Annotated in this window: 22 protein-coding genes; 3 read left to right on the top strand and 19 right to left on the bottom strand. The window is 67.0% G+C overall.

Annotated features, from left to right (window positions below):
• Positions 1-83: 83 nt before the first annotated feature.
• The 5 genes from rodA to ACT9F5_RS07655 all read right to left on the bottom strand — a co-directional run bounded on the left by rodA (position 84) and on the right by ACT9F5_RS07655 (position 5,800).
• A complete protein-coding gene (rodA, locus tag ACT9F5_RS07635) occupies positions 84-1,202 on the bottom strand; it encodes a rod shape-determining protein RodA (protein ID WP_445119283.1) in 1,119 nt (372 codons plus the stop codon).
• Complete coding sequence (gene mrdA, locus ACT9F5_RS07640; protein ID WP_445119284.1) at positions 1,199-3,169, bottom strand: penicillin-binding protein 2; 1,971 nt, start codon at positions 3,167-3,169, stop codon at positions 1,199-1,201. The genes rodA and mrdA overlap by 4 nt, the downstream gene beginning before the upstream one ends.
• A complete protein-coding gene (gene mreD / locus ACT9F5_RS07645; protein ID WP_445119285.1) occupies positions 3,170-3,655 on the bottom strand; it encodes a rod shape-determining protein MreD in 486 nt (161 codons plus the stop codon).
• Complete coding sequence (gene mreC / locus ACT9F5_RS07650) at positions 3,652-4,584, bottom strand: rod shape-determining protein MreC (protein WP_445119286.1); 933 nt, start codon at positions 4,582-4,584, stop codon at positions 3,652-3,654. Before mreC ends, mreD begins: the two co-directional genes overlap by 4 nt.
• Before the next feature lie 169 nt (positions 4,585-4,753).
• Positions 4,754-5,800, bottom strand: coding sequence for a rod shape-determining protein MreB (locus tag ACT9F5_RS07655; RefSeq protein ID WP_445119287.1), 1,047 nt, complete (start codon positions 5,798-5,800; stop codon positions 4,754-4,756).
• A 299-nt stretch (positions 5,801-6,099) separates the two neighbouring features.
• Between ACT9F5_RS07655 and ACT9F5_RS07660 the strand changes: the two genes are divergently transcribed.
• The gene (locus ACT9F5_RS07660; RefSeq protein WP_445119288.1) at positions 6,100-7,032 is read left to right on the top strand and encodes a PfkB family carbohydrate kinase; all 933 of its coding nucleotides are present in this window, start codon (positions 6,100-6,102) and stop codon (positions 7,030-7,032) included.
• Between the two features lie 19 nt (positions 7,033-7,051).
• Here ACT9F5_RS07660 and ACT9F5_RS07665 read toward each other — a convergent pair whose 3' ends face one another.
• From ACT9F5_RS07665 to ACT9F5_RS07690, 6 genes are all read right to left on the bottom strand, one after another.
• Complete coding sequence (locus tag ACT9F5_RS07665) at positions 7,052-7,519, bottom strand: YbaK/EbsC family protein (RefSeq protein ID WP_445119289.1); 468 nt, start codon at positions 7,517-7,519, stop codon at positions 7,052-7,054.
• 156 nt (positions 7,520-7,675) lie between these two features.
• Entirely contained in the window at positions 7,676-8,392 is a 717-nt protein-coding gene (locus tag ACT9F5_RS07670; RefSeq protein ID WP_445119290.1) for a hypothetical protein, read from the bottom strand.
• A 193-nt stretch (positions 8,393-8,585) separates the two neighbouring features.
• A complete protein-coding gene (locus ACT9F5_RS07675; RefSeq protein ID WP_445119291.1) occupies positions 8,586-10,529 on the bottom strand; it encodes a leukotriene A4 hydrolase C-terminal domain-containing protein in 1,944 nt (647 codons plus the stop codon).
• Between the two features lie 139 nt (positions 10,530-10,668).
• Positions 10,669-11,439: a bifunctional demethylmenaquinone methyltransferase/2-methoxy-6-polyprenyl-1,4-benzoquinol methylase UbiE gene (gene ubiE / locus ACT9F5_RS07680; RefSeq protein WP_445119292.1), complete on the bottom strand. Its 771-nt coding sequence runs from the start codon at positions 11,437-11,439 to the stop codon at positions 10,669-10,671.
• A 66-nt stretch (positions 11,440-11,505) separates the two neighbouring features.
• Entirely contained in the window at positions 11,506-12,576 is a 1,071-nt protein-coding gene (locus ACT9F5_RS07685; protein WP_445119293.1) for a prolyl oligopeptidase family serine peptidase, read from the bottom strand.
• Positions 12,577-12,745: 169 nt separating this feature from the next.
• Complete coding sequence (locus ACT9F5_RS07690) at positions 12,746-13,132, bottom strand: helix-turn-helix domain-containing protein (protein WP_445119294.1); 387 nt, start codon at positions 13,130-13,132, stop codon at positions 12,746-12,748.
• A 215-nt stretch (positions 13,133-13,347) separates the two neighbouring features.
• Here ACT9F5_RS07690 and ACT9F5_RS07695 point away from each other — a divergent pair, with 215 nt between their 5' ends.
• Both ACT9F5_RS07695 and ACT9F5_RS07700 read left to right on the top strand, forming a co-directional pair.
• Positions 13,348-15,129, top strand: coding sequence for a DNA methyltransferase (locus ACT9F5_RS07695; RefSeq protein WP_445119295.1), 1,782 nt, complete (start codon positions 13,348-13,350; stop codon positions 15,127-15,129).
• Positions 15,120-17,792: a DEAD/DEAH box helicase family protein gene (locus tag ACT9F5_RS07700; RefSeq protein WP_445119296.1), complete on the top strand. Its 2,673-nt coding sequence runs from the start codon at positions 15,120-15,122 to the stop codon at positions 17,790-17,792. Before ACT9F5_RS07695 ends, ACT9F5_RS07700 begins: the two co-directional genes overlap by 10 nt.
• Positions 17,793-17,837: 45 nt before the next feature.
• On the opposite strand, the gene hslU is transcribed toward ACT9F5_RS07700, so the two are convergent.
• The 8 genes from hslU to ACT9F5_RS07740 all read right to left on the bottom strand — a co-directional run bounded on the left by hslU (position 17,838) and on the right by ACT9F5_RS07740 (position 25,808).
• Positions 17,838-19,214 carry an ATP-dependent protease ATPase subunit HslU gene (gene hslU / locus ACT9F5_RS07705; protein ID WP_445119516.1) on the bottom strand — a complete coding sequence of 459 codons (1,377 nt, stop codon included), beginning with the start codon at positions 19,212-19,214 and terminating at the stop codon, positions 17,838-17,840.
• 120 nt (positions 19,215-19,334) lie between these two features.
• Positions 19,335-19,886 (bottom strand): ATP-dependent protease subunit HslV, encoded by a 552-nt coding sequence (gene hslV, locus ACT9F5_RS07710; protein WP_445119297.1) that lies wholly within the window; start codon positions 19,884-19,886, stop codon positions 19,335-19,337.
• 179 nt (positions 19,887-20,065) lie between these two features.
• Positions 20,066-20,890, bottom strand: coding sequence for a tyrosine recombinase XerC (gene xerC, locus ACT9F5_RS07715; protein ID WP_445119517.1), 825 nt, complete (start codon positions 20,888-20,890; stop codon positions 20,066-20,068).
• A gap of 366 nt (positions 20,891-21,256) precedes the next feature.
• Positions 21,257-21,931, bottom strand: a complete 675-nt coding sequence (locus ACT9F5_RS07720; RefSeq protein WP_445119298.1) for a DUF484 family protein — start codon at positions 21,929-21,931, stop codon at positions 21,257-21,259.
• Complete coding sequence (gene dapF / locus ACT9F5_RS07725; protein ID WP_445119299.1) at positions 21,915-22,787, bottom strand: diaminopimelate epimerase; 873 nt, start codon at positions 22,785-22,787, stop codon at positions 21,915-21,917. Before dapF ends, ACT9F5_RS07720 begins: the two co-directional genes overlap by 17 nt.
• Positions 22,780-23,127: an LPS translocon maturation chaperone LptM gene (gene lptM / locus ACT9F5_RS07730; RefSeq protein WP_445119300.1), complete on the bottom strand. Its 348-nt coding sequence runs from the start codon at positions 23,125-23,127 to the stop codon at positions 22,780-22,782. Before lptM ends, dapF begins: the two co-directional genes overlap by 8 nt.
• Before the next feature lie 55 nt (positions 23,128-23,182).
• On the bottom strand, positions 23,183-23,581 hold the full coding sequence (locus ACT9F5_RS07735; RefSeq protein ID WP_445119301.1) for a DUF454 family protein: 399 nt from the start codon (positions 23,579-23,581) through the stop codon (positions 23,183-23,185).
• A gap of 91 nt (positions 23,582-23,672) precedes the next feature.
• On the bottom strand, positions 23,673-25,808 hold the full coding sequence (locus tag ACT9F5_RS07740; protein WP_445119302.1) for a prolyl oligopeptidase family serine peptidase: 2,136 nt from the start codon (positions 25,806-25,808) through the stop codon (positions 23,673-23,675).

Consider the following 25,808-nt stretch of genomic DNA (forward strand, 5'->3'; position numbering starts at 1 on the left):
GTGAGTGCAACCGGCGACCCGCGAGTCAGGTTGCATTGTCGATCAGGCCGGCTCCCGGCCCGCCGCTCACGCATGGTGTCCGGCTAATGCCCATGCACCGGCCGGTGCGCCCTCACCGCCATCACCACGCCCAGCCCCGCCAGCAGCGATACCGCCGAGGTGCCGCCGTAACTCAGCAGCGGCATCGGCACCCCGACCACCGGCAGCAGGCCGGCGATCATGCCGCCGTTGACCACCACGTAGACGCAGAACGCCAGGCCCAGCGCGCCGGCGACCAGCCGCGAATAGCCATCGCGCGCATCGGCGGCGATCCACAAACAGCGGCCAACCACGAACAGGTACAGCGCCAGCGTCACCACCACGCCGACCCAGCCGAATTCCTCGCTGAGCACGGCGAAGATGAAGTCGGTGGTGTGCTCCGGGATGTAGTTCAGGTGGGCCTGGGTGCCCTCGCCCCAGCCCTTGCCGGTCAGCCCGCCGCCGCCAATCGCGATCTTGCTCTGGATGATGTTCCAGCCGGCGCCGAGCGGGTCGGACTCGGGGTCCAGGAAGGTCAGGATGCGGTCCTTCTGGTAGTCGCGCAGCATCCAGAACCAGGCCGCCGGGGCGGCAGCGGCCACGCCGGCGAAGGCCGCGCCGAACCACCACCACGACAACCCGGCCAGGTACAGCACGAACGCGCCACTGATGCCGACCAGCATCGCCGTGCCGAAATCCGGCTGCAGCAGGATCAGGCCGGTCGGCAGACCGATCACCGCGCCGGCCACCAGCACGGTCGACAATCGCGGCGGCAGCGGCTGGCGGTTGAGGTACCAGGCCACCATCATCGGCAGGCTCAGCTTGAGCAGCTCCGAAGGCTGGAAATAGAACACCCCGAGGTTGATCCAGTGGGCGCCATGGCGGCCCTGGCCGATGCCCGGCACCAGCACCAGCAGCAATGGCAGCAGCGAGGCGCCGTAGATCAACGGGCTCCAGTTGCGCAGCTGGTTCGGCGGCAACCGCGACAACCCCCACATCGCCGCCAGTCCGACGCCGAAGCGCGCGCCCTGGGCCACCACCAGCGACACCGACTGGCCGCCCGCGCTGTAGAGCACGGCCAGCCCGATCCCCATCAACGCCGCCAGCGCGCCGAGCAGCGGCAGGTCGAGCGTGCGCATGAAGCGCGACAGCAGGTCGAACAGCCAGCGCAGTATGGTCTTCATTGGGCTGGCTCCGGCGTCGTGGCTTCGGTCCTGGCCTCGTCCGGCGCATCGGCCGGTGCCTCCGCGCCGGGCCGCGTCGCCGCCGGCGGCGCGGCCAAGGCCACGTCCTCGACCCCTTCCGGCATCTTGCCCAGCAGCCACGCGTCGAAGGCCGCGCGCGCCACCGGGGCCGCGGCGCTGCCGCCATAGCCGCCATGCTCGACCACCACCGCGACCGCGATGGTCGGGTCCTCGGCCGGGGCGTAGCCGACGAACAGCGCGGTGTGTCGCAGGTGGTACGGCAGCGAATGCGGGTCGTGGCTGATGTTGCCCTTGCGGCTGGAGCGCTGCGCGGTACCGGTCTTGCCGGCGACCGTGTAGGGCGCACCGACCCCGATCGCACGGGCCGTCCCGCGCGGTCCGTTGACGGTCATCACCATGCCCTCGTGCACCGCTCGCAGGTGCCCCGGGTTGTCGCTGATGAGCGTGCTCGCGGTTGCGGGCAGCTCGTGCCATGGCTCGCGGTAGCCGTCGCGGCGGGCGTCGACCAATCGCAGTTCATGCATGTCGCCACGGTTGGCGATCGCCGCGGTCGCACGCACCAGCTGCAGCGCGGTGGCGATCCAGTAGCCCTGGCCGATGCCGGCGATCACGGTCTCGCCGGGGTAGAACGGCTCGGTGCTGATCGAGCGCTTGTAGTCGCGCGACGGCACCACGCCGGTGTTCTCGCCGAGCAGGTCGATACCGGTCTTCTCGCCGAAGCCATAGCGGTGCATGTACTTCGCGAAGCTCTCGATGCCCATGTCCATGGCGAGCTTGTAATAGTAGGTATTGACCGACTGCGCGATCGACTGGCGCAGGTCGACCCAACCGTGGCCGCCGCGGTGCGAATCGCGATAGCCGCGGCGCTGCCCGGGGATGAAGAACTCGCCGGTCGACAGGGTCTTGTCATCGGCATCGCGCAGGCCACTGTCGAGCCCGGCCAGCCCGACCATCGGCTTGACGGTGGACCCCGGCGGGCCACCGCCGAGCACGTTGCGGTTGTACAGCGGCCGCGACGGGTCGTTGAGCAGCGCGTTGTAGTCCTTGTGCGAGATGCCGTTGACGAACAGGTTGGCGTCGTACGACGGCTTGCTGACCATCGCCAGCACCTGCCCGGTCTTCGGGTCGATCGCGACCGCCGAACCGTCGGCGTCGCCGAACGCGGCCACGATCGCGCGCTGCAGGTCGAGGTCGATCGACAGCCGCAGGTCCGCGCCCGGGGTCGCCGGCACCCGCCCGACCACGCCCAGCGGCCGACCATCGACGTTGGTCTCGACCCGTTCGAAACCGATCTTGCCGCGCAGCGCCTGCTCGTAGGAACGTTCCAGCCCGGTCTTGCCGGTATGGCTGAAGTTGGCGATGTCCTCGCCCATCTCCTCGACATCGCCGGCATCGACCCGGCCGACGTAGCCGATCACGTGGGCGAAGAGCGATCCGTACAGGTAGCGCCGGTTGAGGTAGGACACCACCTCGACGCCGGGGTAACGCCAGCGGTCGACCGCGAACCGAGCGACCTCGTCCGGCGTCAGGCGCATCTTCAGCGGGATCGGCTTGAAGCCGCGGGTGACCTTGCGGGTCTCCTGGAACTCGGCGACGTCCTCCGGCGACAGCTCGACCAGCCGGCCCAGCGAGGGCAGCCAGTCCTTCGGGTCGCCGGCCTCGTTGGGGGTCACCTCGAGCCGGAACGCTGGCACGTTGTCGGCCAGGATCCGGCCCTTGCGGTCGTAGACCAGCCCACGCCCCGGCACCACCGGCCGCAGCTTGACCCGGTTCTGCTCCGAGCGCAGCGCGTAGTCGTCGTACTGCCAGACCTGCAGCCGGAAGTACCACAGCGACAGGCCGCCGAGCGCCAGCACCACGCCGGCGAATGCCAGCAGCGCGCGGCGACGGAACTGGTCGGCTTCCGCGGCGGTGTTCTTCAGCAGGCGGCGTGGTCGGCGGACCACTCAGCGCCTCCGCCAGTGGCCCAGGCGCAGCGCGTCCAGCAGCAGGAACACCGGCGCCCACAGCAACATGCCGAGCAGCGGCGCCAGCCAGGCTATCGGCAGCAGCGACGGGATGCCGAGGGCGACGTGGATCGCGGCGACCACGATGCGGTCGTTCAGCAGCAGGCCGCCGATGGCGAGCGCCTGCTGCGACATCGGGAAAAACCGCAGGCGTGCGCGGAACCGCTGCAGGATGAAGGCCATCACCACCAGCCGCAGCGCCTGCTCGCCGAGCAGGCTGCCGAACGCGAGGTCGGCGACCAGGCCGACGATGAAGGCGAAGCCCAGGCCGATCCGGTCGGGGTCCTCGATCACCCAGTACGCCACCACCAGCGCCAGCCAGTACGGGCGCAGCGGCTGCAGTTCGGGGGGCAGCGGCAACAGGCCGAGCACCAGCGCGAGGATCACGCTGAGCGGCATCAGCCACGACGGGCGCTGGCGGGTCATCGGCCGGCTCCGGGAGGCGGGCTGGCGGGAGTCGGGTTCGCCGGATCTTCGATTGACACTGCATCTGGACTGCCGACCGGCGGCCGCGCCGGCAGCGTGCGCAGCAACAGTACGTCGCGACCACGGTCGAGCTGCGCGGCCGGGCGCACCTCGCCAAGCAGGAATGCGCGACTGTCGTCGGGTCGCAGCGAGATGATCGTGCCAATCGGGAAGCCGGCCGGGAACCGCCCGCCCAGGCCCGAGGTGACGATCCGGTCGCCGACCTGGATGTCGCTCGACAACGGGATGCTCGGCAACCGCAATACGTCGCTGCGGCCGTCGCCATACGCGACCAGCCGCACCCCGCTGCGCGCGACCGCGACCGGCACCGCGTGCGACGGGTCGGTCAGCAGCAGCACGGTGGCATGCATCGGCGTGACCTCGATGACCTGGCCGACCACGCCGCCGGCGTCGATCACGCTCTGGCCGACCTGCACGCCATCGTTGGCGCCGGCATCGAGCACCAGCCGCTGGCGGGTCGGGTCGAGGTCGACATCCAGGATCGGCGCCAGTTGCACGTCGAGGTTGCCGCGACGGGCGGCACCAAGCAGCGCGCGCAGGCGTGCGTTGTCGGCATCGAGGGTCTGCAGCCGTGCGATCCGGGCGCTGTTGACCAGCAACTCGTTGCGCAGGCGCTCGTTCTCTTCGGTCAGCTGGCTGAGCGTGCCGGCGTCGTCGTACAGGGTCTCGGCGATCCGGCCCGGCCAGCCGGCGACCATCCACAGCGGCTGCACCAGCAGCGAAGCCTGCTTGCGAGCCTGGTCGAGCCAGCCGCCGCGGTGGTCGAGCACGATCAGCACCACCGCCAGGGCCAGGTAGGCCAGCAGGCGCAGGGTCCCGGCGACATCGCCGCCTCGGTTGGGCGTGGTGGGACCGGCGTAGGAAGGCACGTCAGCAGGTCAGTCGTTGGCGGCTTGAAGGAGTCATCGAAGCGGGGTTTATTGGCCCATGGATGGGCCAACGCAGGCGGCCGTGGGCCGATTGCGGCCCCGGACAAGAACCACGCTTCCTGTCCGGGGTGTCGGGGTCGGCCATGGATGGCCGATCCCCGACAGCCGGTCACTCCGGCGCGAAGAATTCATTGCCGTGCATGTCGACCAGCTCCAGCGCACGGCCACCACCCCGGGCCACGCAGGTCAACGGATCGTCGGCGACCTGCACGTGCAGCCCGGTCTCCTCGCTGATCAGGCGGTCGAGGTCGCACAGCAGCGCGCCACCGCCGGTCAGCACGATGCCGCGCTCGGCGACGTCGGCGCACAGCTCCGGCGGGGTCTGCTCCAGCGCCAGGCGGATCGCGGTGACGATGCCTGCCAGCGGCTCGCGCAGCGCGTCGAGCACCTCGTTGGAATGCAGGGTGATCATCTTCGGCACGCCTTCGGCGAGGTTGCGGCCGGAGATTTCGATCGAGCGCTGCTCGTCCTGCGGATAGGCGCAACCGATCTCGAGCTTGATCCGCTCGGCCGTGGCCTCGCCGATCAGGGTCCCGTAGGTGCGCCGCACGTAGCCGATGATCGACTCGTCGAAGCGGTCGCCGCCAATCCGCACCGACGCGGAGTAGACGATGCCGTTGAGCGCGATCACCGCGACCTCGGTGGTGCCACCGCCGATGTCGACCACCATCGAGCCGCGCGCCTCGGTCACCGGCATGCCGGCGCCGATCGCCGCGGCCATCGGCTCCTCGATCAGGTACACCTCGCGGGCGCCGGCCTCCTCGGCCGATTCCTTGATCGCGCGGCGCTCGACCTGGGTCGAACCGCACGGCACGCACACCAGCACCCGCGGGCTCGGCCGCAGGAAGCGAGACTTGTGCACCTTGCGGATGAAATGCTTGAGCATCTCCTCGGTGTAGGTGAAGTCGGCGATGACGCCGTCCTTCATCGGCCGGATCGTGGTGATGTGGCCGGGGGTGCGGCCGAGCATCTGCTTGGCCTCCGCGCCAACCGCGGCGACCGAGCGGTTGCCGCCGATGATCCGGTCCTGGCGCACCGCGACCACCGATGGTTCATTCAGGACGATGCCCTGCCCGCGCACGTAGATCAGCGTGTTGGCCGTGCCCAGGTCGATGGACAGGTCGTTGGAGAACATGCCACGAAACTTCTTGAACATCGTCGAATGGGCCGTCTGGAGGGGTGCCGGGAGCGATCGGCTAGCGTAGCAACCGCCCCACCCCCGGGCAAGGCGGAATGGCTTGGCATACGGCCTTTTCGACGCCCCCTGCGGCCACGTGCGACGCCCGTCACGACCCGTGCGGCGAATGGACCGCGACCGCCCCCGGCTGGCCCCGGCCCGGGGCAGCGGCTAACCTAGCGCCTGCGTGCGCCCCGGCGACGCGCGTCCTGCCCCAGGATTCCCCGAACCAGACCCGCCAGGCCATCCCGCCCGGCCCACCCGGAGTGTGACCACCGATGCCTGCCCTGATCTGCGGATCCTTGGCCTACGACACCATCATGGTGTTCCAGGACCAGTTCAAGAACCACATCCTGCCGGACAAGGTGCACATCCTGAACGTCTCGTTCCTGGTGCCGCGGATGCGCCGCGAGTTCGGTGGCTGCGCCGGCAACATCGCCTACAACCTCAAGCTGCTCGGCGGCGACCCGGTGCCGATGGCGACCGTCGGCCAGGACTTCGGCCCGTACCGCGAGTACTTCGATGAGCTGGAGATCCCGCTGACCCAGGTCCGCGAGATCCCGGAGCTGTTCACCCCGCAGGCCTTCATCACCACCGATTTGGACAACAACCAGATCACCGCGTTCCATCCCGGCGCGATGATGCGCAGCTACGAGAACCACGTGCGCGACGTGCCCGGCATCACCATCGGCATCGTCAGCCCGGACGGTTACGAAGGCATGATCCAGAACGCCGCCGAGTTCGCCGAGGCCGGCATCCCCTTCATCTTCGATCCGGGCCAGGCGATGCCGCTGTTCAACGGCGACGAACTGCGCGCCTTCATCGAGCAGGCCGACTACGTCACCGTCAACGACTACGAGTCCAACCTGCTGCAGGAGCGCACCGGCTGGGACGAGAAGACCATCGCCGGCAAGGTCAAGGCCTACATCACCACGCGCGGACCGAAGGGCGCGGTGATCCATGCCGAGGGCAAGACCTGGGACGTCGCGCCGGCGCACGAGCGCCGCATCACCGACCCGACCGGCTGCGGCGATGCGTTCCGCGCCGGGCTGATCTTCGGCATCGAGAAGGGCTACGACTGGCTCACCATCGGCCGCATCGGCAACCTGATGGGCGCGCTGAAAGTCGAGCACCCGGGCACCCAGAACCAGCGCTTCGACTACGCGCAGTTCGCCGAGCAGTTCCGCCAGCAGTTCGGCTACGCGCTCTGAGGCAGGCGCCGCGGCCCGCTCACATCACGTGCGCGAGCCATAGCAGTTCCGGCTCGGCCAGGCGCTCGAATTCGGCATAGGACATGCGCACTGTGTCGGTGTGCGAGCCGGCGTTGAACGCGATGTCCGGCTGCTGCGCCAGCCGCGAGTCGATGTAGACCTGCATCCCGTAGAGGTGGCCGAACGGTGGCATCGCGCCCAGTTCGCAATCTGGGAACGCGTCGCGGAACTCCGTCTCCTCGGCCAGCTCGACTTCGGGGCCGCCGAGCGCGCGTGACAGCCGGGTCAAGTCGACCCGGTACGGTGCGGGCATCACCATCATCGCCAGTTTGCCGTCGACCTTGATCATCACGGTCTTGGCGAAGTGGCCGGCACCGACATGCGCGGCGTGGGCGGTGGCCTGCGCGGTGAGGGTACGGTCGTGGGTGAGCGTCGCGTAGGGCGCGTGGTGTTCGTCGAGGAAGTTGTGCAGGCGTGGGGAGAGCATGGTCGCCTCCGCTGGACCCGCCGTCCGTTCCGCTGCGGCGGGTGTCATCGATGGACCGGCCCGGGCATCCCTGCGGGGGCGCCGACATGGCGATGTGGTCGCCACGTCGAAACCATACGCCGGTGGCGACTGGCCGGCGTGATGGCGGCCGCCGGCTCAGTTCCAGTCCGGCAGCTTCGCGGTATCCAGCCCGCCGACCTCGAACACCGCGGTGCGGGTGCCGCCAAGCTTGACCGGGAACTCGATCGCGATCACTTCCGCATCGCCGGCCAGCTTCCACAGCGCGGCCTCGTCCTCGATGAACATCGCGATCGCCTCGTCGGTGTCGGGACGGCTGGCCGCCATCGATTTCGGCTCGGCATCGTCAACGGCGACCTTGACCCGGCAGCCGCCGTAGCAGTCGAAATCGCCGGCTTCCAGCGTCAGGTAGGCGCTGTCGCCCCACTCGGGGTGGTCGCGGAAGATCAGGCGCACCGGACGCGGGCCGCTGCCGTCGGTGTCGAGGTTGTCCTTGGCGTAGATCGCAGCCGACAACTGCTGCTTCGAGCCGACCGCCTCGCTCTGGTAGGCCCACAACGCTTCGACCCGGGCGGCGTTCTCGGCGGCCTCGGCCTTGCCGGTCGCTTCCGCATGGTCGGCCTTGATCCGCGCGGCGGCCTGGCTGTCCGGGTACTCGGCCAGCAGCACGTCGCCGTGGGCCTTGGCCAGCCGCCAGTTCTGCGCGGCGAACTGCTCGTCGAACTGCCTGGCCATGGTCTCGGCGGCCTGCTCCACTGCCGCGGCCTGCTGGGCGCGCACGGCTTCTGGATCGGGCGCGGGTTGGCAGGCCGCCAGCATCAGTGCTGCGGACAACAGCGTGACTTGCATCTTCATCAAGTTATCTCCTCAGGCAACGGGATTATCCGCCCCATTGTAGGAGCGGCTTCAGCCGCGATCGGGAGTCGGCGCGGGCGGACGATTCTCCGATCGCGGCTGAAGCCGCTCCTACAGAAGCAGGAGTCGGGTGCGCGACGAAAACAACGCGGCCGCCCGGAGGCGGCCGCGTTGCAATCATCGTTGGCGACGGTCAGTCGCGGACCGGCGCGGCGTCCTCGCCCTTGGCCTTGGCGATCACCGACTCGACCGAGCCGGTGGTGATCGGGTGGTAGCCCGGCCGCGCTTCGGCGAAGGTTTTCTCGGCCAGCGCCAAGCCTTCGGGCGTCTTAACCAGCGCGTCGTAGGTCGGCATGATCAGCTTGCGACGGCCGATCTTCTTGAGGAACGCGGCGATCGCGTCGTTGGCCTGCGTGTAGCCGCTGCGCACCGCCAGCGGATACCAGCGCATCGCGATCTCGCCGTTCGGGGTGCCGGTGAACTCGTAGGCCTCGTCCAGCGCGGCCAGCTGTTCGGTGCTGAGTGTCTCCGGCATGCCTTCGAGGAAGTGCACCCACTCCTGCGTGGTCCAGGCCTCGGTGACCGACGCTTCCGGCAACGTGCCCGCATCGACCCAGGCTTGGCGCGCGGTGTCGACCGCGTCCATGCGCGGCGACTCGGTCTTCGGCGCGGACGCCGGGATGCCCGTGCCGTAGACCCACTCGTCGAGCTCGGCTTCGGTGACCTTGCCCGGGTTCTTGTCGAGCAGGTTGGCCTGGGTGTACTCGACGAACGTGGTGGTCGGGATCGACTGGAACGCGAAGTGGTCGAAGTAGCCGCGCAGGTACTCGTCGAACACCTCGCGACCGAAGCGCTGCTCGAGGAACTGCATGAACCACGCGCCCTTGTCGTAGGCGACCGCGGTCAGGGTGTCGCCGGCCTTGACCTGCACGTCGGGGCGGATCGCCAGCGACTGCGCGTGCGGCTCCATCTCGCCGATGGTTTCGCTGAGCTCGTTGCGCGCGATCACGAATTCCATGTCGGCGCGCTCCTTGCCGTACAGCGACTCGACGATGCGGTTCTCGACGTAGGTGGTGATGCCTTCGTTGAGCCACTGGTCCTTGGGGCTGGAGAAGGTCACCAGGTTGCCGGACCAGCTGTGCGCCAGCTCGTGTGCGATGAGGGAGACCAGCGAGCCGTCGCCGACGATCACGGTCGGGGTGATGAAGCTCAGGCGCGGGTTCTCCATGCCGCCGTACGGGAACGACGGCGGCAGCACCAGCATGTCGTAGCGCTCCCAGCGGTACGGGCCGTACATCGCCTCGGTGGCGTCGATCATCTTGCCGGTGTCGGCGAACTCGGCGGCGGCCTTGTCGACCATCGCCGGCTCGGCCCAGACGCCGCTGCGCTCGTTGATCGGCTTGAACACCAGGTCGCCGGCGGCGATCGCCAGCAGGTACGACGGGATCGCCTGCGGCATCTTGAAGCTGTAGTCGCCGTCGCGCTCGGCCTTCGGGTCGTTGTCGGCGCTCATCAGCACCATCGCGTCCTTCGGGCTGGTCACGTGCGCGGTGTAGGTGAAGCGCACGCGCGGGGTGTCCTGCAGCGGCACCCACGAACGCGCGTGGATCTGCTGCGACTGGCTGAACATGAAGGGCTGCTCGCCGCCCTCGGTCATCGCCGGGGTCAGCCACTGCAGGCCCGACGCCTCCGGCGAGGTCTCGTAGGTCACGCGGATGCGTTCGGGTTGCTGCGGCGCCTCGATCGTGAGCTTGCTGCCAAGGCGCTCGTCGGCGTCGGCCAGGTCGTACTTGAGGTCGATCCACTTGTCGTCGCCGCGCTCGCCGACCACTTTCTCGATGGTCAGGTCGCGGGTGTCGAGCACCAACTGGGTGGCTTCCGGATTGGTCCAGTCGAGCTGGTAGGTGGCGCTGCCGCTGATCTGCTTGGCGTCGAAGTCGACCGCGAGCTCCAGCGCGAGGTCCTTGATGCGGACCTGGTCGGGCTGCGCGTACGACAGCGAGTCGTACTCGGCCGGCGGCGCGGCGGTTTCGGCATCGGGCGTGGCGGCGGTGTCGCCGGTCGGCGCGCCATCGCGCGAACAGCCGCTCATGACCACGGCGGCGGCAACACAGAAAGTCAGGATCGAGGAACGCATGGCAGGCCCACGGTTACGGGTGAGCGGCCGAGTGTAGCGCCCCGCGGCAAAGGGCGCGAAGTGCCGATACGGTCGATTTTGTGTCCTACGCGGCGTCCTGCGGCTGCAGGAACGGTTTCAGCCGCTCCCGGAAAAAACCTCAGACCTTGTAGCCGGTGTGGATCGCGACGATCCCGCCGGACAGGTTCCGGTAGTCGCAGCGCGCGAAGCCGGCCTCGCCCATCATCGCCTTCAACTCGTCCTGCGGCGGATGCTTGCGGATGCTCTCGGCGAGGTACTGGTAGCTGTCGGCGTCGCCCGCGAACAGCTTGCCCAGCCGCGGCAGCACCTTGAAGGAGTGGAAGTCGTAGATCGGCTTGAACCAGTCCTGCGTGACCTCCGAAAACTCCAGCACCCGCGCCTGTCCGCCGACCTTGAGCACGCGCTGCATCTCGCGCAGCGCGGCGTCCTTGTCGGTGACGTTGCGCAGGCCGAAGGCGATGGTGACGAGGTCGAAGCTGGCATCCGGGAACGGCAACGCCTGCGCGTTCATCTGCACGTACTCGAAACCGGCGACCTTGCCCTTGTCGACCATCCGGTCGCGACCGACCCGCAGCATGTCGCCGTTGATGTCGCCGAGCACGATCGAGCCGGCATCGCCGACGCGGTCGCGCAGCAGCAGCGCGATGTCGCCGGTGCCGCCGGCGAGATCGAGCACGCGGTCGCCGCGCCTGACCTGCGCGGTGGCGACGAAGAAGCGCTTCCACACCCGGTGCACGCCCATCGACATCAGGTCGTTCATCAGGTCGTAGTTGCCGGCGACCGAGGAGAACACCTGGCCGACCAGCTTCTGCTTGTCGCCGGTGGGGACGTCGCGGAAGCCGAAGTGGGTGGTGCCGGAGGTACGGTCGTGCGGGGTCTGGTCGCTCATGGGCGGATTATCGCATCGCGAGGTGGTCCGGCGTGTTGACGTCGACGCCCCGGCCAGTTCGCCCGGTCACAGGGGTGGCGGCGAGTGCCGGAAGCGCTCGAACCAGCGCAGGGTCTGATCGTGCACCTCGGCGCGCACCCCATCGAGGTAGTGCGATTCGCCCGGATACACAACCAGCTGGTGCGGGCGCCCGAGCCGGTCCAGCTCGGCGGCCAGCGTACGCGACGAACCCACTGGCGCGCGCTCATCGGCATCGCCATGGAACATCAGCACGCCGGTCGACGGCGGCAGTTGCACGGGCCAGTGGGTCACCGAACGACGGTCCAGCTCGGACACGCGCTGCTGGCGGTAGTCCGGAATCAGGGCTTCGAACAGCTCGTCAAAGGCCGGACGCATCTCCAACAGGTCGTACAGGTCGTACACGCCCGAGTAGATCGCGACCGCCCGGATCGGCAGCGGGCTCTCCCGCAACGCCCGGAACGTCATGATCGCGCCGCGACTCTGGCCGATCATGAACAGGTTGTGCGGGTCCGCCATGGGCAGCCCGGCGACGATCCGCAGCAGCTTGGTGACATCCCGGACGTCGTCGCCACCGAACTGGTCGGGCGACGACCCGGCATCCTGCGGCGCGGTCGCGCCGCGATACTGGCTGGCGGCGACGATGTAGCCCCGCTCGGCCAACGGGAACACATGGGTAAACAAATGGGCGAATCGCAGCGCGCCGTAACTGCGGTTGCCGCCCCGGTTATAGAGGATGACCGGAAACCCTCGGCCTGCGACTGCACTTGTACCTTCATCGGGATCGCCCCTCGGCACCACCAGCCAGGCGCCGACTACGTACCCGTCGCTTCGATATTCGATGTATCGACAATCGAGCTGCCGCCGGTAACGCTCGAAGTCGCGCTCGGAAAACCTCATCCGAAGCATGGCGTAGATCAGGACGCTGTTGTTCTCCCAGAGCCGATCCATCCACCGGTCATAGGAGCGCGACCCGAAACAATCGCCTTGCGACACGATGTGGTCGGAGACCAGTGGCGCGGCGGGGACAGGCTCGGCCGGCGCATCCGGCTCCGAGCCGCATCCAACGAGGCAGAGCAGCAGCCCCGCGACCACAGTCCGACAGGTGAACCCGGGCATCCGTGCAGAATCCTTTCATGCGGGCGCGCCCGTCACGGGACGCACGGTGGTGGTTGCATGCCCCGTACCGGCGATCTTCGGGTTGGGGCAGGTCATCACCGTACTGTCCGGTGGCAGGATCGCCCTCTGCCGTTCGATCGCATGACGTCCGGCCTATCGGCCGTGATGCTCAGCGATTCGCGACCTTGGCCAGCGCCGCGATCAGCTCGCGCACCAGCTTGCGATGGCCGTCGTCCAGCGACAGGAAGGCATCAACAGCATGCCGGTCGACCACGCTGGCCTCCCAGGCGACCTTCGGTTCGCGGACCTTGCTCCCACCCGGCTCTTCCCCGTAAAGCCAGTCCAGCGGAACGCGCAGCAGGGTAGCCAGCGCCCGGATGTTCTCCGGCCGGGGTATCGACTGTCCCTTGATCCAGCGATGGGCGGCGGCCGTGGTAACCGCCGTGCCGCCGTACTGCGGCACCAGCCGTGCCAGTTCGGCGGCGCTCTCCGGCAGCTTTGCCTTCTGCAACGCCTCGCGCAACCGCGCGCCAAACCCCGCCTGCTCGCTCTTCATGCCGCGATGGTGGGCGGCAGGCTGACTCGCCAATCAATTATTGATTTATGATTTGATCAATTATTGATTGATCCGCGCCTACCCATGCCCGCGCACCTGCTCGAACAACTGCCGGAGATCTCCAGCACGTGCCGACGGCAGGTCGGGGGCATGGGGTTGCCGGGGGACAGGGATCCCGCGCACCAACAAGTGCGACGGTCGGTGGGGAACCGCTAGTGCCGGTACTGGACTGGATCGGGAAGTCCGCGGTGGTGAAGCACCACAAGGATGTCCCCTACCGGCTGCTGGAGCCGGTGCCCGCGCTCAGCTGTGAGGCGCCGGACGGGAGCGACACCGGCAACCTGGTCGTCCAGGGCGACAACCTGCACGCGCTGAAGGCACTGCTGCCACGCTACGCGGGACAGGTGAAGTGCATCTACATCGACCCGCCTTACAACACCGGCAACGAAGGCTGGGTCTACAACGACAACGTCAACAGCCCCGAGATCCGCCGGTGGCTGGGTGAAGTCGTGGGCAAGGAAGGCGAAACGCTCGACCGCCACGACCGTTGGCTATGCATGATGTATCCGCGGTTGCTACTGCTGCGGCAGTTCTTGCGCGACGACGGCGTCCTGTTCTGCAGCATCGGCAAGGACGAAGTCGGAAACCTGCGACTGATGCTCGATGAAATTTTCGGAGCTAAGTGCCACATAGAGACTTTCATTTTCGTCACCGAGGGAAATACCGAAAACGCCGAGGATGTCACTGCGGTTCATGACTACGTCCTTGCATATGCTCGCAATCCCGGCGCCCCGAAGATCAATTCGACCATCGACCCCGCCGTGAAAGAGGGGTCGAAACTGCTACGGGACTTCGCGGAGAACTCGGTCGTAAAGAACGGGAGAGCCAATCCCGCATCGACGATCGAGCTTCCCCCCGGCTTTCCCTGCGAGGCCGACTCCCTGGACCTCCCGGAATTTGCCTGTGCCGAAGAGTTCATGGCTGCGGTCGAGAAGAACGGGGGCTGGGTTCCCCGTGAGTTCAGAGAGGAGTTCAGCGCCACCTACCCCATCCGGCGCGACAACATGGTCGTGAGAGATGGTCGGTTGATGAATTCCTGTCGCGTCTACTCGGGGTGGTCGTCGGCAGCCAAGTTGAGGAAGTTCATCTCCTCGGAGTGCCGACCGATCGAGGACGACGGCACAAGTCTGAGGTTCTTCCTGTCAAAGAATGGCGTTCCAACCTATCGACGGGAAGGACGTCAGGCTCATTTTGTGTCGACGTTGCTGAGAAATCTCGGCTCAACCGAAAAGGACAAGAACGAACTCGAGCGCATGGGATTGAAGTTCGACTACCCGAAGCCAAGGAAGCTGATCAGCTACCTGCTCGGGCTCTACGCGAGACCCCATGACCTGGTGATGGATGCGTTCGCCGGGTCAGGCACAACCGGGCACTCGGCCTTGGCTTCCCGGATCGATGGTTTGCGCTTCCTTCTCATTGAGATGGACGAAAGGAATGCAACGCAGGTGATCGCGCCGAGACTCAAAAGGGCGGCCGAAGGGTACGTAGTACGTCGCGGACAGAAGCACGAACAGATCGAAGGACTGGGCGGGAACTTCAGGTTTTGCACGTTGAGCGCGGATCCGCTGTTCACAGCGGACGGCCAGATCCGCGAGGACGTATGTTTCTCCGACCTGGCCGAGTTCGTCTGGTTCGTGGAAACAGGTTCCGGACGCCTTCGCAGTACGCGGCACGAAGGCAGGTCTCCCTTGCTGGGCATCGCCAACGGCAAGGCGATCTTCCTGCTCTACAACGGCATCCTCGGCGACCGCAGCGAAGTGGGCGGCAACGTGTTGAACGGCCGCACGCTGGAGATCCTGAAGGAGGAGACCGGCGATTTCGGCGGCCCGTGGGTGGTGTATGGCGCGCGCACCCGCTTCGATCCGGCCCGGCTCGGCCAGTTGGGCATCGACTTCAAACTGCTGCCCTACAGGCTGAAGGAGATGTCGTGGGCCTGAAGGAATACCAGCGACGCCTGCTCGACGATTACGAAGCCTTTCTGGCGCGCACGCGCGAACTCGACAACCCCGCCCGCGCCTTTGCCGAAAGCACTCTGGAAGCGTTCGGACATTCGCTTCCCTACCATCCGCTGCCCGGCGCTGAATCCGTTCCGTATGTCTGCCTGCGCGTCCCCACGGGCGGCGGCAAGACGCGGCTCGCAGGGCAGGCGATCGAGCGCGTTCGTCGCAGCTTCCTGTCCGCGGACTTCCCGCTTGTGATCTGGCTGGTACCCTCTGATCCTATTCGGGAACAGACGCTGCATGGGCTGACCACCCCGGGCGAGCTGCTGTATGAAGACATGCGTTCGCTGTTCGGTGCGGTCAACGTCCTGAATATCGACCAAGCCCTGTCGGTCCAGCCGGCGACGCTGGATACCGCGACCACCATCCTCGTCGCCACCATGCAGTCATTCAAGCGGGAGGGCTCCGAAGGGCTTCGCGTCAACCGCCAGAATGGCAGCCTGATGGCGCATTTCACCGACACCCCGGAACAGGTGCGCGGCGACCAGTCACTGGTGGACGTCATCCGGTTGCGCCATCCCTTCATCGTGGTCGATGAGGCGCACAGCCAGGGCGCGCCGCTGGCGATGGATACGCTGGTGAAACTCGGCCCGAGCGGCGTGCTGGAGCTGACCGCCACGCCGGACCGCAACCACCACCCTTCCAATGTCCTGCGCAGCGTCTCTGCAGCGACCTTGCAGGGCGAAGACATGCTAAAGCTGCCACTGGAGCTGGCGGTGCACGCCGAATGGCGCATAACCCTGACCGAAGCCATCGCCCGGTTGCACGCGCTGGAAAAGGACGCAGTCGCCGAAGCCGGGCAAACCGGCGAAGTCATCCACCCGATAGTGATGCTGATACAGGCTGAGCGCCGGAACGCCAACACCGCGACGTTCACACCTGACGTGGTCAGGAAGCATTTGATCGAGGACTTCCAGGTTCCTGCCGAGTCCATCGCCATCGCGACCGGCGAGCTGGACGAACTGGCCGGAAAGCGACTTGGAGACCCGGACTATCCGCAGTTCATCATCACCGTGGACAAGCTACGCGAGGGCTGGGATTGCCCCAACGCCTATGTCTTGTTCACCTTCCGCAACACGACCTCGGCCACCGCGGTGGAACAGGTACTCGGACGCGTCCTGCGGATGCCGAACGTCAAGCGCAAACAGCACGAGACCCTGAATCGCAGCTACGCCTATGTGGTATCGACCGAACTCGCTGCCACCGTGCAGGGACTGCGCGACGGCTTGGTGCAAAGTGGCTTCGAACGACTGGACACGAAGCAGCTGATCCGGTTGCCGGACGATGTCGAATCGACAGGCAGCGTCTTCTCGCAGGACCTGACTGTCGCGCTTCCGGAAAATGGGGACGCCGTCGCCCTACCGGAGCCGGAAGCGGTCGCTGCATTGCCTGCCGCACTCAGGAAGCGACTGGAAATATCGCCGGAGATCGGCACGCTGACGATCAGGGGTGGCACGAACTCGCAGGATATCCGGAAGATCGCCGCAACCTTTTCCCTCAGAGCCGCGGCAACGGCAATCGAACAAGGACTGGATGCTGCACTGGCCGCCCGGGTTGCGCCGCCGCCCGAGACAAAGGCGCCGGCCGACCGTGGCGAGGAGGCCTCGATCCCACAACTGGTCCTGAAACAGGGAAGCTTTTTCGAGGTCTTCAACGAAACCGCCCTGCTGGACGCGGACTGGGAGATCGACAGCTTCGACCCGGAGCTGACCGAAGGCGAGTTCGCCCACGACCTCGAAGCGATGCGCCGCGCCAAGCTCTCGATATCGGAACTGGAGAAAGTGGAGTGCGGCATCTACGACCGGCTGGACAGCCAGTTGGCGCTGTTCTCGGTCGAGGACGGCTGGAGCGCGACCGAACTGGTGCATTGGCTCGATGCCAACATCCATTTTCCCTATGCCGATCGCGACCAGAAAGTCGCCTGGATCGGCGCGGTGATGACGTGGCTGCTTGAACAGCGCCAACCGCCCTTCACCATCGCGGAGTTGGCGTATCGCAAGTACCGCCTGCGCGGTGCGGTGGAGCGGAAGCTGGCAGCGGGCTTGAAGATTGCGAAGCAGTCGGTATTTGACGCCTTGGTCAGCGACGAATCCCGCTTCGATGCATCTGGCGACAAAGCGTTGGTGATCAAGCAGGGACGCTACGCCTATGACACGCCGTACACCGGCCTGATCCCGCTGAAGCGGCATTTCTTCCCGGTCATCGGAAATCTCAAGGATCGTGGCGAGGAATTCGACTGTGCCGAGTTCATCGCAAACCAGTTGTCCGACGTGGCGTGGTGGATTCGAAACGTGGAGCGCAAGCCGACGTCCTTCTCACTGCAGACCGCGTCTGATCGCTTCTATCCAGACTTCCTGATCGGCTTGGAGGGCGGTGGCACCATAGCCGTGGAGTACAAGGGCGCCCATCTTTCCGACAGCGGGGAGAGTCGCGGCAAAAAGCGTATCGGAGAACTGTGGGAAAGGCGCAGCAGGAACTGCGCGTTCGCATGGGTGGAGCGACGCGACTGGACGGCGATCAAGGACGCAGCGACGCGTATCACCAAGCAACCCGGACAGGCTGGCTTGGCTAACGATACGCGGCTCGCCGACCAGAATTGAGGCGCGGCTGGGGCCGTTGCTTCCCCAGCGTGACCTCGTCGCGTACTACAGGATGTACCGACTCAAATCCGGGTCCTGCACCAGCTCACCCAGGTGCTCATCGACATAGGCACGGTCGATGCCGATGGACTGGCCATCGCGGTCTGGTGCTTCGTAGCTCAGCGTGTCGAGCAAACGCTCCAGCACCGTGTGCAGGCGGCGGGCGCCGATGTTCTCCTGGCGCTCGTTGACGGTGGCGGCGATCTCGGCGATGCGTTCGACCGCGTCGTCGGTGAAGGCCAGCTCGACGCCTTCGGTCTTCAGCAACTCCACGTACTGGGTAGTCAACGCGGCCTTGGGCTCGGTCAGGATGCGGATGAAGTCGTCCTTGCTCAGCGCGCCCAACTCGACCCGGATCGGGAACCGGCCCTGCAGCTCCGGGATCAGGTCCGACGGCTTGGCCAGGTGGAACGCGCCGGAGGCGATGAACAGGATGTGGTCGGTCCTGACCACGCCGTACTTGGTGCTGACGGTCGAGCCTTCCACCAGCGGCAGCAGGTCGCGCTGCACGCCTTCGCGCGAGACATCGCCGCCAGTGGTGCCCGCTTCGCCACGCTTGGCGACCTTGTCGATCTCGTCGATGAACACGATGCCGTGTTGCTCGCAGGCTTCGATCGCGGCCTCGCGCACCTCGTCTTCGTTGACCAGACGCGCGGCTTCCTCCTCGATCAGCTGCGGACGCGCGGCCTTGATCGTGAGGGTCTTCTTGTGGGTCTTGTTGCCGGCGACCTGCGAGAACATCTGGCGCAGTTGCTGGCCCATCTCCTCCATGCCGGGCGGCGCCATGATGTCGACGCCGACATTGACCGCGGCCTCGATGTCGATCTCGCGGTCGTCGAGTTCACCGGCGCGCAGTTGCCGGCGCAGCTTGGTGCGGGTGTCGGACTCCTGCGACGACGGCTCGGCGCCGATATCGACGGTGGTGGTCGACGATGGATCCGGCGCGCCAAAGCCGAAGCCGGTCGGCTGCTGCTGGCGCCGCGGCAGCAACGCATCGAGGATGCGGTCCTCGGCACGCTCCTCGGCGCGCGTGCGGACCTTGTGCTTGGCCTGCTCGCGATACAGCTTGACCGCGGTATCGGCGAGGTCCCGGATGATCTGCTCGACGTCCTTGCCGACGTAGCCGACCTCGGTGAACCGGGTCGCCTCGACCTTGACGAACGGCGCGTTGGCCAGCGTCGCCAGCCGTCGCGCGATCTCGGTCTTGCCGACGCCGGTCGGGCCGATCATCAGGATGTTCTTGGGCATGACCTCGTTGCGCAGCTCGTCGTCGAGCTGGCTGCGGCGCCAGCGGTTGCGCAGCGCGATCGCAACGGCGCGCTTGGCGTCCTGCTGGCCGACGATGTGGGTGTCGAGCGCCTGCACGATCTCGCGCGGGGTCATGGTGGCGTTGGAGGTATCTGGCTTGAGCGACATATGCGGGGGCTTCTGTAGGAGCGGCTTCAGCCGCGATCGTGGAGCGGATTCGCGCGACCGGGGCTCCGATCGCGGCTGAAGCCGCTCCTACAGTTCTTCGACGACAACGTTGCGGTTGGTGTAGATGCAGACGTCGCCGGCGATGTTGATCGCCTCGGTGGCGATGGTCTTGGCATCCAGTTCGGTGTGCGCCATCAGTGCGCGTGCGGCCGACAGCGCGTACATGCCGCCGGAGCCGATCGCGATGATGCCGTCGTCGGGCTCGATCACGTCTCCGGTGCCGCTGATCACCAGCGAGGTTTCCTTGTCGGCGACTGCCAGCAGCGCCTCGAGCTTCCCGAAACGGCGCTCGGTGCGCCAGTCCTTGGCCATCTCGACCGCGGCGCGGGTGAGCTGGCCGTGCTTGAGCAGCTTGGCTTCGAACAGCTCGAACAGGGTGAACGCATCAGCGGCGGCGCCGGCGAAACCGGCGATCACCTGGCCGTCCTTGCCAAGCCGGCGGATCTTGCGCGCGTTGGCCTTCATCACCGTGTTGCCGAGCGTCACCTGGCCGTCGCCGGCGACGGCCACATGGCCGTTGCGGCGCACCGAGACGATGGTGGTGGCGTGGAATACGTTGGGGTTCCGGCTGGGGTCCATTGCAGGCTCCGTGGGTCGAATCCCTTGGATGGGGGTTGCCGGCGGTGGGTGCAAGGGCGGACCACGCCGAACTGGCTTTTCGTAGGATCGGCTTCAGCCGCGATCGTGGATCGGTGTGGGCAGACGATTGTTCGATCGCGGCTGAAGCCGCTCCTACGGGGGCTTGCGGCGTCGACCGGTCAGCTCTTGAGCTTGGCCCGTGGATGGGCAGCGTCGTAGACCTTGGCCAGGTGCTGGAAGTCGAGATGTGTGTAGATCTGCGTGGTCGAGATGTCGGCGTGTCCGAGCAGCTCCTGCACCCCGCGCAGGTCGCCGGACGACTCCAGCACGTGGCTGGCGAAACTGTGACGCAGCAGATGCGGATGCACGCGCTTGAACAGACCCTGTCGCTGGGCCAGCTGGCGCAGCCGGTACTGCACCGCGCGCGGCGTGATCGGGCCATTGCGGCCGGGAAAAACCGGCGCATCGTTCCCGGCACCGGTCGACCCACGCCACTCGCGCAGGGCATTACGGGCAAACGACCCCAGCGGCACACTGCGCTGCTTGCCGCCCTTGCCGAGCACGGTGACGAGCCCGTCGCCCAGATCGAGATCGTGCCAGCGCAACGCGCACAGCTCGCTCAACCGCAACCCGGACGAATAGAACAGCTCCAGCAACGCGCGGTCACGCAGGCCCAGCGGCACGTCCGTCGGCACCTCGACCAGCGCCTTGGCCTCGTCCGGATCAAGCACCTGCGGCAACTTGCGCGGCGCCTTCGGCGCACGGATCGCCGCCGCCGGACTGGCACTGATCCGCCCGTGCTTCAACAACCATCCATAGAAACTGCGACACGCCGACAGCCGCCGCTGCAGGCTCTTGGGCGACAGCCCGCGACGATGCTCGGCCGCAATGAAAGCGCGCAACTGCTCGGCCTTTACATCCACGACCTCGACACCCTGCTCCTGCACCCACTGCGACAACACCGCGAGATCACGCCGATACGCATCGAGCGTATGCGGCGACATCCGCCGTTCGACCGCGAGATGGGACAGGAAGTCGTCGACAGGAAGCGAAGTCACGCCCCCGCCCCCCGGCCTGCAATTCCTAAAGAATTCCCAAACGACTCACCGGAGCATGACCCAGCTCTCTCGCCAGCGGGAAGGCCGCGACGCGACCGGAGACCCACAACCCCGTCCCCCACCAGGCGAAACCCTCCACGCCCACGAAGCGGCGACCTGTCCGGGGTTTGCGAAAAGCGGACCATGGATGGTCCGCGGCGGCGAGTCAGGCCATGGATGGCCTGACCGAGCCGGGTAGCAAACCCCGGACAGGTCGCCGCCCCACCCGAAGCCGGGAAGCCGCTCCTGCTTTTGCCCTCGCTATCGACGCAACTACCGCACATACCTCGCCAACGCCGTCTCCAGCGCCTCGCCCATCATCCGCAGGAACAGCGTCCCCATCCCCGGGAAGAACCGGTTCGGATCGCCACTGCCCACCGCCACCAGCCCGACACCCGCCAACGGCAGCAACGCCGTCGACTGCACTTCGTCCGCACGCGTCCCATAGAGCAGCGCATGCTTGTCCGGCTGCAACCGCCCACACAACGGCTCGCCATCGGCCAGGCAATCGCGGAACGGCTGCAGCCGCGCGTCATCCGCATCGATCTGCTGCAACCACTCCGCATCATCAAGCCCATCGACCGGCGAAAACATCACCAATCGCACCAGGTCGCCATTGAAATCCTCCGCCAGGCTCGCCGCCATCGCCCGCAGCGTGTCGGCCGCGCTGTCCTGCCGCATCAGCGCCAACGTCAGCTGCTGCGTGCGTACCGCCAACCGCTCGTTGTCCTGCGCATTGCCCGACAACTCCTGCAGGCGCCGGTTGAGCTCACGGTTCTTGTCGCGCAGCACCTCCAACTGGTAGCTCGCCAGCGACGACGCCGAACCCGCCTCGCGCGGCACCACCAGGCTCAGCGCCAGGTCCGGGAACTGCTGCAGGAAATTCGGGTGCCGTCGCAGCCACGCCGCGACCTCGTGCGCACCCAGCTTTTCAGTGGTCTCGGTCATGCAGCCATTCTCCTTCGAATACGAATGTCGCCGGCCCCGCCATGGTGACCGGTGCGTCTTCACCGGCCCAGCCGATCTGCAGCGTACCGCCGGGTAGCACGACGCTGACCTCGCGACCGATCTTGCCTCGACGCATCAGTATCGCCGCTGCCGCGCAGGCGCCGCTGCCACAGGCCAGGGTCTCGCCGACCCCGCGCTCGAGCACGCGCAGGCGGATGCGCTGGCGCGACTCGACCTGCACGAAACCGATGTTGGCCGACTCGGGGAACCCCTCATGCTGCTGCAACACGACACCCGTGGTCCCGAGCGGCGCCCGATCGATGTCGTCGACCTCGACCAGTGCGTGCGGATTGCCCATCGACACCGCGCCAAAGCCGATGATCGAGCCGCGGGTACCGAGCACGTAGGTGTCGCGCGGGCCATCGAAACCACGCAGCGGAATCTTGCCGGGATCGAACTCAGGCACGCCCATCGCCACCCGGAAGCCATCGGCGAGGCGAGTCACCGCATGGCTGCCGACCGGACTGTCGAGGGTGAACTCCGAGTCTTTCGCGGCGCCATCGCGGACCAGCCAGGCGGCGATGCAGCGGGCGCCGTTGCCGCATTGCTGCGATGGCGAACCATCGGCGTTCCAGATCCGGTAGCTGGCGACGGAGCCGGCTTCACGCGGGTCCTCGACGGTCAGGATCTGGTCGCAGCCGACCCCGGTGTGGCGGTCGGCGAGCGCGCGGCAAAGGTCCGCACCGGGAGCGGGCGCGCTGCCGCGCAGGTCGAGCACGACGAAATCGTTGCCGGCGCCATGCATCTTGCTGAAAGGCAGCCGGGTCGACTGTCGGGCGGACTGCACCTCAGCCATTGCCGTCGTCGGCAGTCCCCGGCTCGGGCGGGCTGTCGGGCACGGTGGCCGGATCGATCGGGATGGGGTCGAACGGAGCCGGGTCGGCGGGCGACACGTCCTGCTCCGAGGTCGTATCGATGTCGCCCCCGTCGACCGGCATGGATGCCGGATCGGCGACACCGGCATCGTCGAGAGCGGGGTCGTCGACAGCCGGCTCGTCGAACTCGACCGGCACCGTGCCGGCGGGAACCTCGGGTGCCTCGACCGGCTCGACCTCGTCGGGCATGACCAGCGGGCCCTTGTTGCCGCAACCGGCGATGGCCAGCGGCAGCGAGACGACCAGGGCGGCGAGCAGCATTGGGTTTCGTGCGTTCATCGGCGCAGTGTAGCCGCGCCGGTCGCGGCTGCGAAGCTCATGCCGACGGCGGTTCAGGCCGATGCCACAACCAGGTGCCGACCACCAGCATGATCGCGCTGCCGAGCATCGCCATCCACGGCCGGGGCGCGGTCAGGAACATCACCACCGCACAGGCCGCCATCGTCGTGACCGCGAACCACTTGGCCCGCCGCGAGACCGCTCCGTGCCGCTGCCAGTCGCGGATCATCGGGCCGAATTGACGATGGGCCAGCAACCAGCGATGCAGCCGCTGCGACCCGCGCGCGGCGGCGTAGGCCGACAGCAGGATGAAGGGCACCGTCGGCAGCCCCGGCAGCACGACGCCGAGCAATCCAAGACCCAGGCTCAGCCAGGCAAGCAGCCACCAGGCCCAGCGCAGGCGGGACGGTGGTGGCTCGGGTGCGGAGTCGGACATCCTTCCATTGTAGGAGCGGCTTCAGCCGCGATCTGGAATTGGCACGGGCGAACGGTTTCCGATCGCGGCTGAAGCCGCTCCTACAGGAGTCCTACCGCGCAGGCTGGGCGACGCCCAGGCGGTCCAGCATGAACGCATACATCTCGGCCTGTTCGCGGTAACGGCGGAAGCGACCGGACTTGCCGCCGTGGCCGGCGTCCATGTTGGTGCGGAACAGCACCGGCTCGCTGCCGGTATTGAGGTCGCGCAGGCGTGCGACGTACTTGGCCGGCTCCCAGTACTGCACCTGCGAATCCCACAGGCCGGTGCCGACGAAAGTTGCCGGATAGGCCTGCTTCGAGAGGTTGTCGTACGGCGAGTAGCTGAGCATGTACTCGTACGACTCGACGCTGGTCTCCGGGTTGCCCCACTCGTCGTATTCGTTGGTGGTCAGCGGGATCGACGCGTCGAGCATGGTGGTGACCACGTCGACGAACGGCACCTGCGACAGGATCACGTCGTAGGTGTCGGGCGACATGTTGGCGATCGCGCCCATCAGCAGCCCGCCCGCGCTGCCACCGTACGCGGCGACGCGGTCGGGCGCGGCATAGCCCTGTTCGACCAGATACTTGGTGACGTCGATGAAGTCGGTGAAGGTGTTCTTCTTGTTGAGCAGCTTGCCGGCGTCGTACCACTTGCGACCCATCTCCTGGCCACCGCGGATGTGCGCGAGCGCGTAAACCATGCCGCGGTCGAGCAGGCTGACCACCGACAGGTTGAAGTTGGGGTCGGTCGAGCTGCCGTAGCTGCCGTAGGCGTACTGCAGCATCGCCGCGCTGCCGTCCTTCTCGAAGCCGTTGCGGTAGACCAGCGTGACCGGCACCTTGACGCCGTCGCGGGCGGTCGCCCACAGGCGCTCGGTGGTGTACTTCGACGGGTCGTAGCCGATCACCGGCTGCTGCTTGAGCTGGCGGCGTTCGCCGGTCTTCGTGTTGAGTTCGTAGGTCGTGGCCGGGGTGGTCAGCGAGGTGTAGCTGTAGCGCAGCCAGTCGGTGTCGGGCTCGGAGTTGGTCGACAGGCCCATGCTGTACGCGGACTCGTCGGCCTTGACGTACTCGGACGCCGGGTCGGGCTGCCCCGCTTCTCCACGCAACAGGCGGATGCGCTCGAGGCCACCGGAACGCTCGGCGACCGCGGTGAAGCCGTCGAACAGCTCGTAGCCGTCGACGAAGACGTCCTCGTCGTGGCCGATCCACTCCTGCCATTGCGCACGCGAAGTCGCATCGCTGGGGGCGGTCATCAGCTTGAAGTTTTCGGCGCCATCGGCATTGGTGCGGATCACCCAGAGGCCACCGTGGTGGTCGGCGTCGTACTCGACGTCGCGCTCGCGCGGGGCCAGCACGGTGAACTCGCGCGGGTCGGCGGCCGGGGCGCAGCGCGACTCGCTCGACACCGTGCTCTCGACGCCGATGCAGATGAACTTGTCATCGCGGGTTCGGCCGATGCCCATGTAGAAGCTGTCGTCGTGCTCCTCGTAGACCAGTTCGTCTTCGCTGGAGGGCGTGCCTAGCACGTGCTTCCTCACGCGCACGGTGAGCAGGGTTTCCGGGTCGTTCTCGACGTAGAAAATCGTGCGGTTGTCGTCAGCCCAGACGATGTTGGCCGAGACGCCACGGATCACGTCGTCCAGCACCTTGCCGGTGGCGATGTCCTTGACCCGGATGACGTACTGGCGGCGGCCGACGTCGTCCTCGGCCCAGGCCAGAAGCGTGTTGTCCTGGCTGGTTTCCCAGTCGCCGACGTTGAAGTAGTCCTTGCCTTCGGCCATCACGTTGACGTCGAGCAGCACCTGCTCGGCCGCGTCCATCGAGCCTTCGCGACGCGCATAGACCGGGTAGTCCTGGCCGGTCTCGAAGCGGCTGTAGTACCACCAGCCGCGCTCGCGGTACGGCACCGAGCTGTCGTCCTGCTTGATACGGCCGACGATCTCGTCGTACAGCGTGTCCTCCAGCGGCTTGAGGCGCGCCATGTACGCATCGGCGTAGGCGTTCTCGGCGTTGAGGTAGGCCAGCATCTCCGGGTTCTTGCGGGTGTCGTCGCGGAGCCAGTAGTACTCGTCCTGGCGCTCGGCGCCATGCGGCGCGGTGACGGTGTGCGGGCGCTGCTCGACGTCGGGCGGCGGCAGGTCCTGGGCAAGGGTCGGAGCGGAAACGGTCATCAAGGCGGCCAGCAGCAGGGTGGGCTTCAT

The sequence above is a fragment of the Lysobacter sp. F6437 genome (assembly GCF_052547215.1).

Coding starts and splice junctions, on each gene's coding strand:
- ACT9F5_RS07675 (WP_445119291.1), bottom strand. CDS start 10,529: ATGCGTTCCTCGATCCTGACTTTCTGTGTTGCCGCCGCCGTGGTCATG.
- ACT9F5_RS07690 (WP_445119294.1), bottom strand. CDS start 13,132: ATGAAGAGCGAGCAGGCGGGGTTTGGCGCGCGGTTGCGCGAGGCGTTG.
- ACT9F5_RS07655 (WP_445119287.1), bottom strand. CDS start 5,800: ATGTTCAAGAAGTTTCGTGGCATGTTCTCCAACGACCTGTCCATCGAC.
- ACT9F5_RS07660 (WP_445119288.1), top strand. CDS start 6,100: ATGCCTGCCCTGATCTGCGGATCCTTGGCCTACGACACCATCATGGTG.
- hslV (WP_445119297.1), bottom strand. CDS start 19,886: ATGGACCCCAGCCGGAACCCCAACGTATTCCACGCCACCACCATCGTC.
- ACT9F5_RS07735 (WP_445119301.1), bottom strand. CDS start 23,581: ATGTCCGACTCCGCACCCGAGCCACCACCGTCCCGCCTGCGCTGGGCC.
- ACT9F5_RS07670 (WP_445119290.1), bottom strand. CDS start 8,392: ATGAAGATGCAAGTCACGCTGTTGTCCGCAGCACTGATGCTGGCGGCC.
- rodA (WP_445119283.1), bottom strand. CDS start 1,202: ATGAAGACCATACTGCGCTGGCTGTTCGACCTGCTGTCGCGCTTCATG.
- hslU (WP_445119516.1), bottom strand. CDS start 19,214: ATGACCCCGCGCGAGATCGTGCAGGCGCTCGACACCCACATCGTCGGC.
- dapF (WP_445119299.1), bottom strand. CDS start 22,787: ATGGCTGAGGTGCAGTCCGCCCGACAGTCGACCCGGCTGCCTTTCAGC.
- ACT9F5_RS07665 (WP_445119289.1), bottom strand. CDS start 7,519: ATGCTCTCCCCACGCCTGCACAACTTCCTCGACGAACACCACGCGCCC.
- mreD (WP_445119285.1), bottom strand. CDS start 3,655: ATGACCCGCCAGCGCCCGTCGTGGCTGATGCCGCTCAGCGTGATCCTC.
- ubiE (WP_445119292.1), bottom strand. CDS start 11,439: ATGAGCGACCAGACCCCGCACGACCGTACCTCCGGCACCACCCACTTC.
- lptM (WP_445119300.1), bottom strand. CDS start 23,127: ATGCTGCTCGCCGCCCTGGTCGTCTCGCTGCCGCTGGCCATCGCCGGT.
- ACT9F5_RS07685 (WP_445119293.1), bottom strand. CDS start 12,576: ATGCCCGGGTTCACCTGTCGGACTGTGGTCGCGGGGCTGCTGCTCTGC.
- ACT9F5_RS07740 (WP_445119302.1), bottom strand. CDS start 25,808: ATGAAGCCCACCCTGCTGCTGGCCGCCTTGATGACCGTTTCCGCTCCG.
- xerC (WP_445119517.1), bottom strand. CDS start 20,890: ATGTCGCCGCATACGCTCGATGCGTATCGGCGTGATCTCGCGGTGTTG.
- ACT9F5_RS07720 (WP_445119298.1), bottom strand. CDS start 21,931: ATGACCGAGACCACTGAAAAGCTGGGTGCGCACGAGGTCGCGGCGTGG.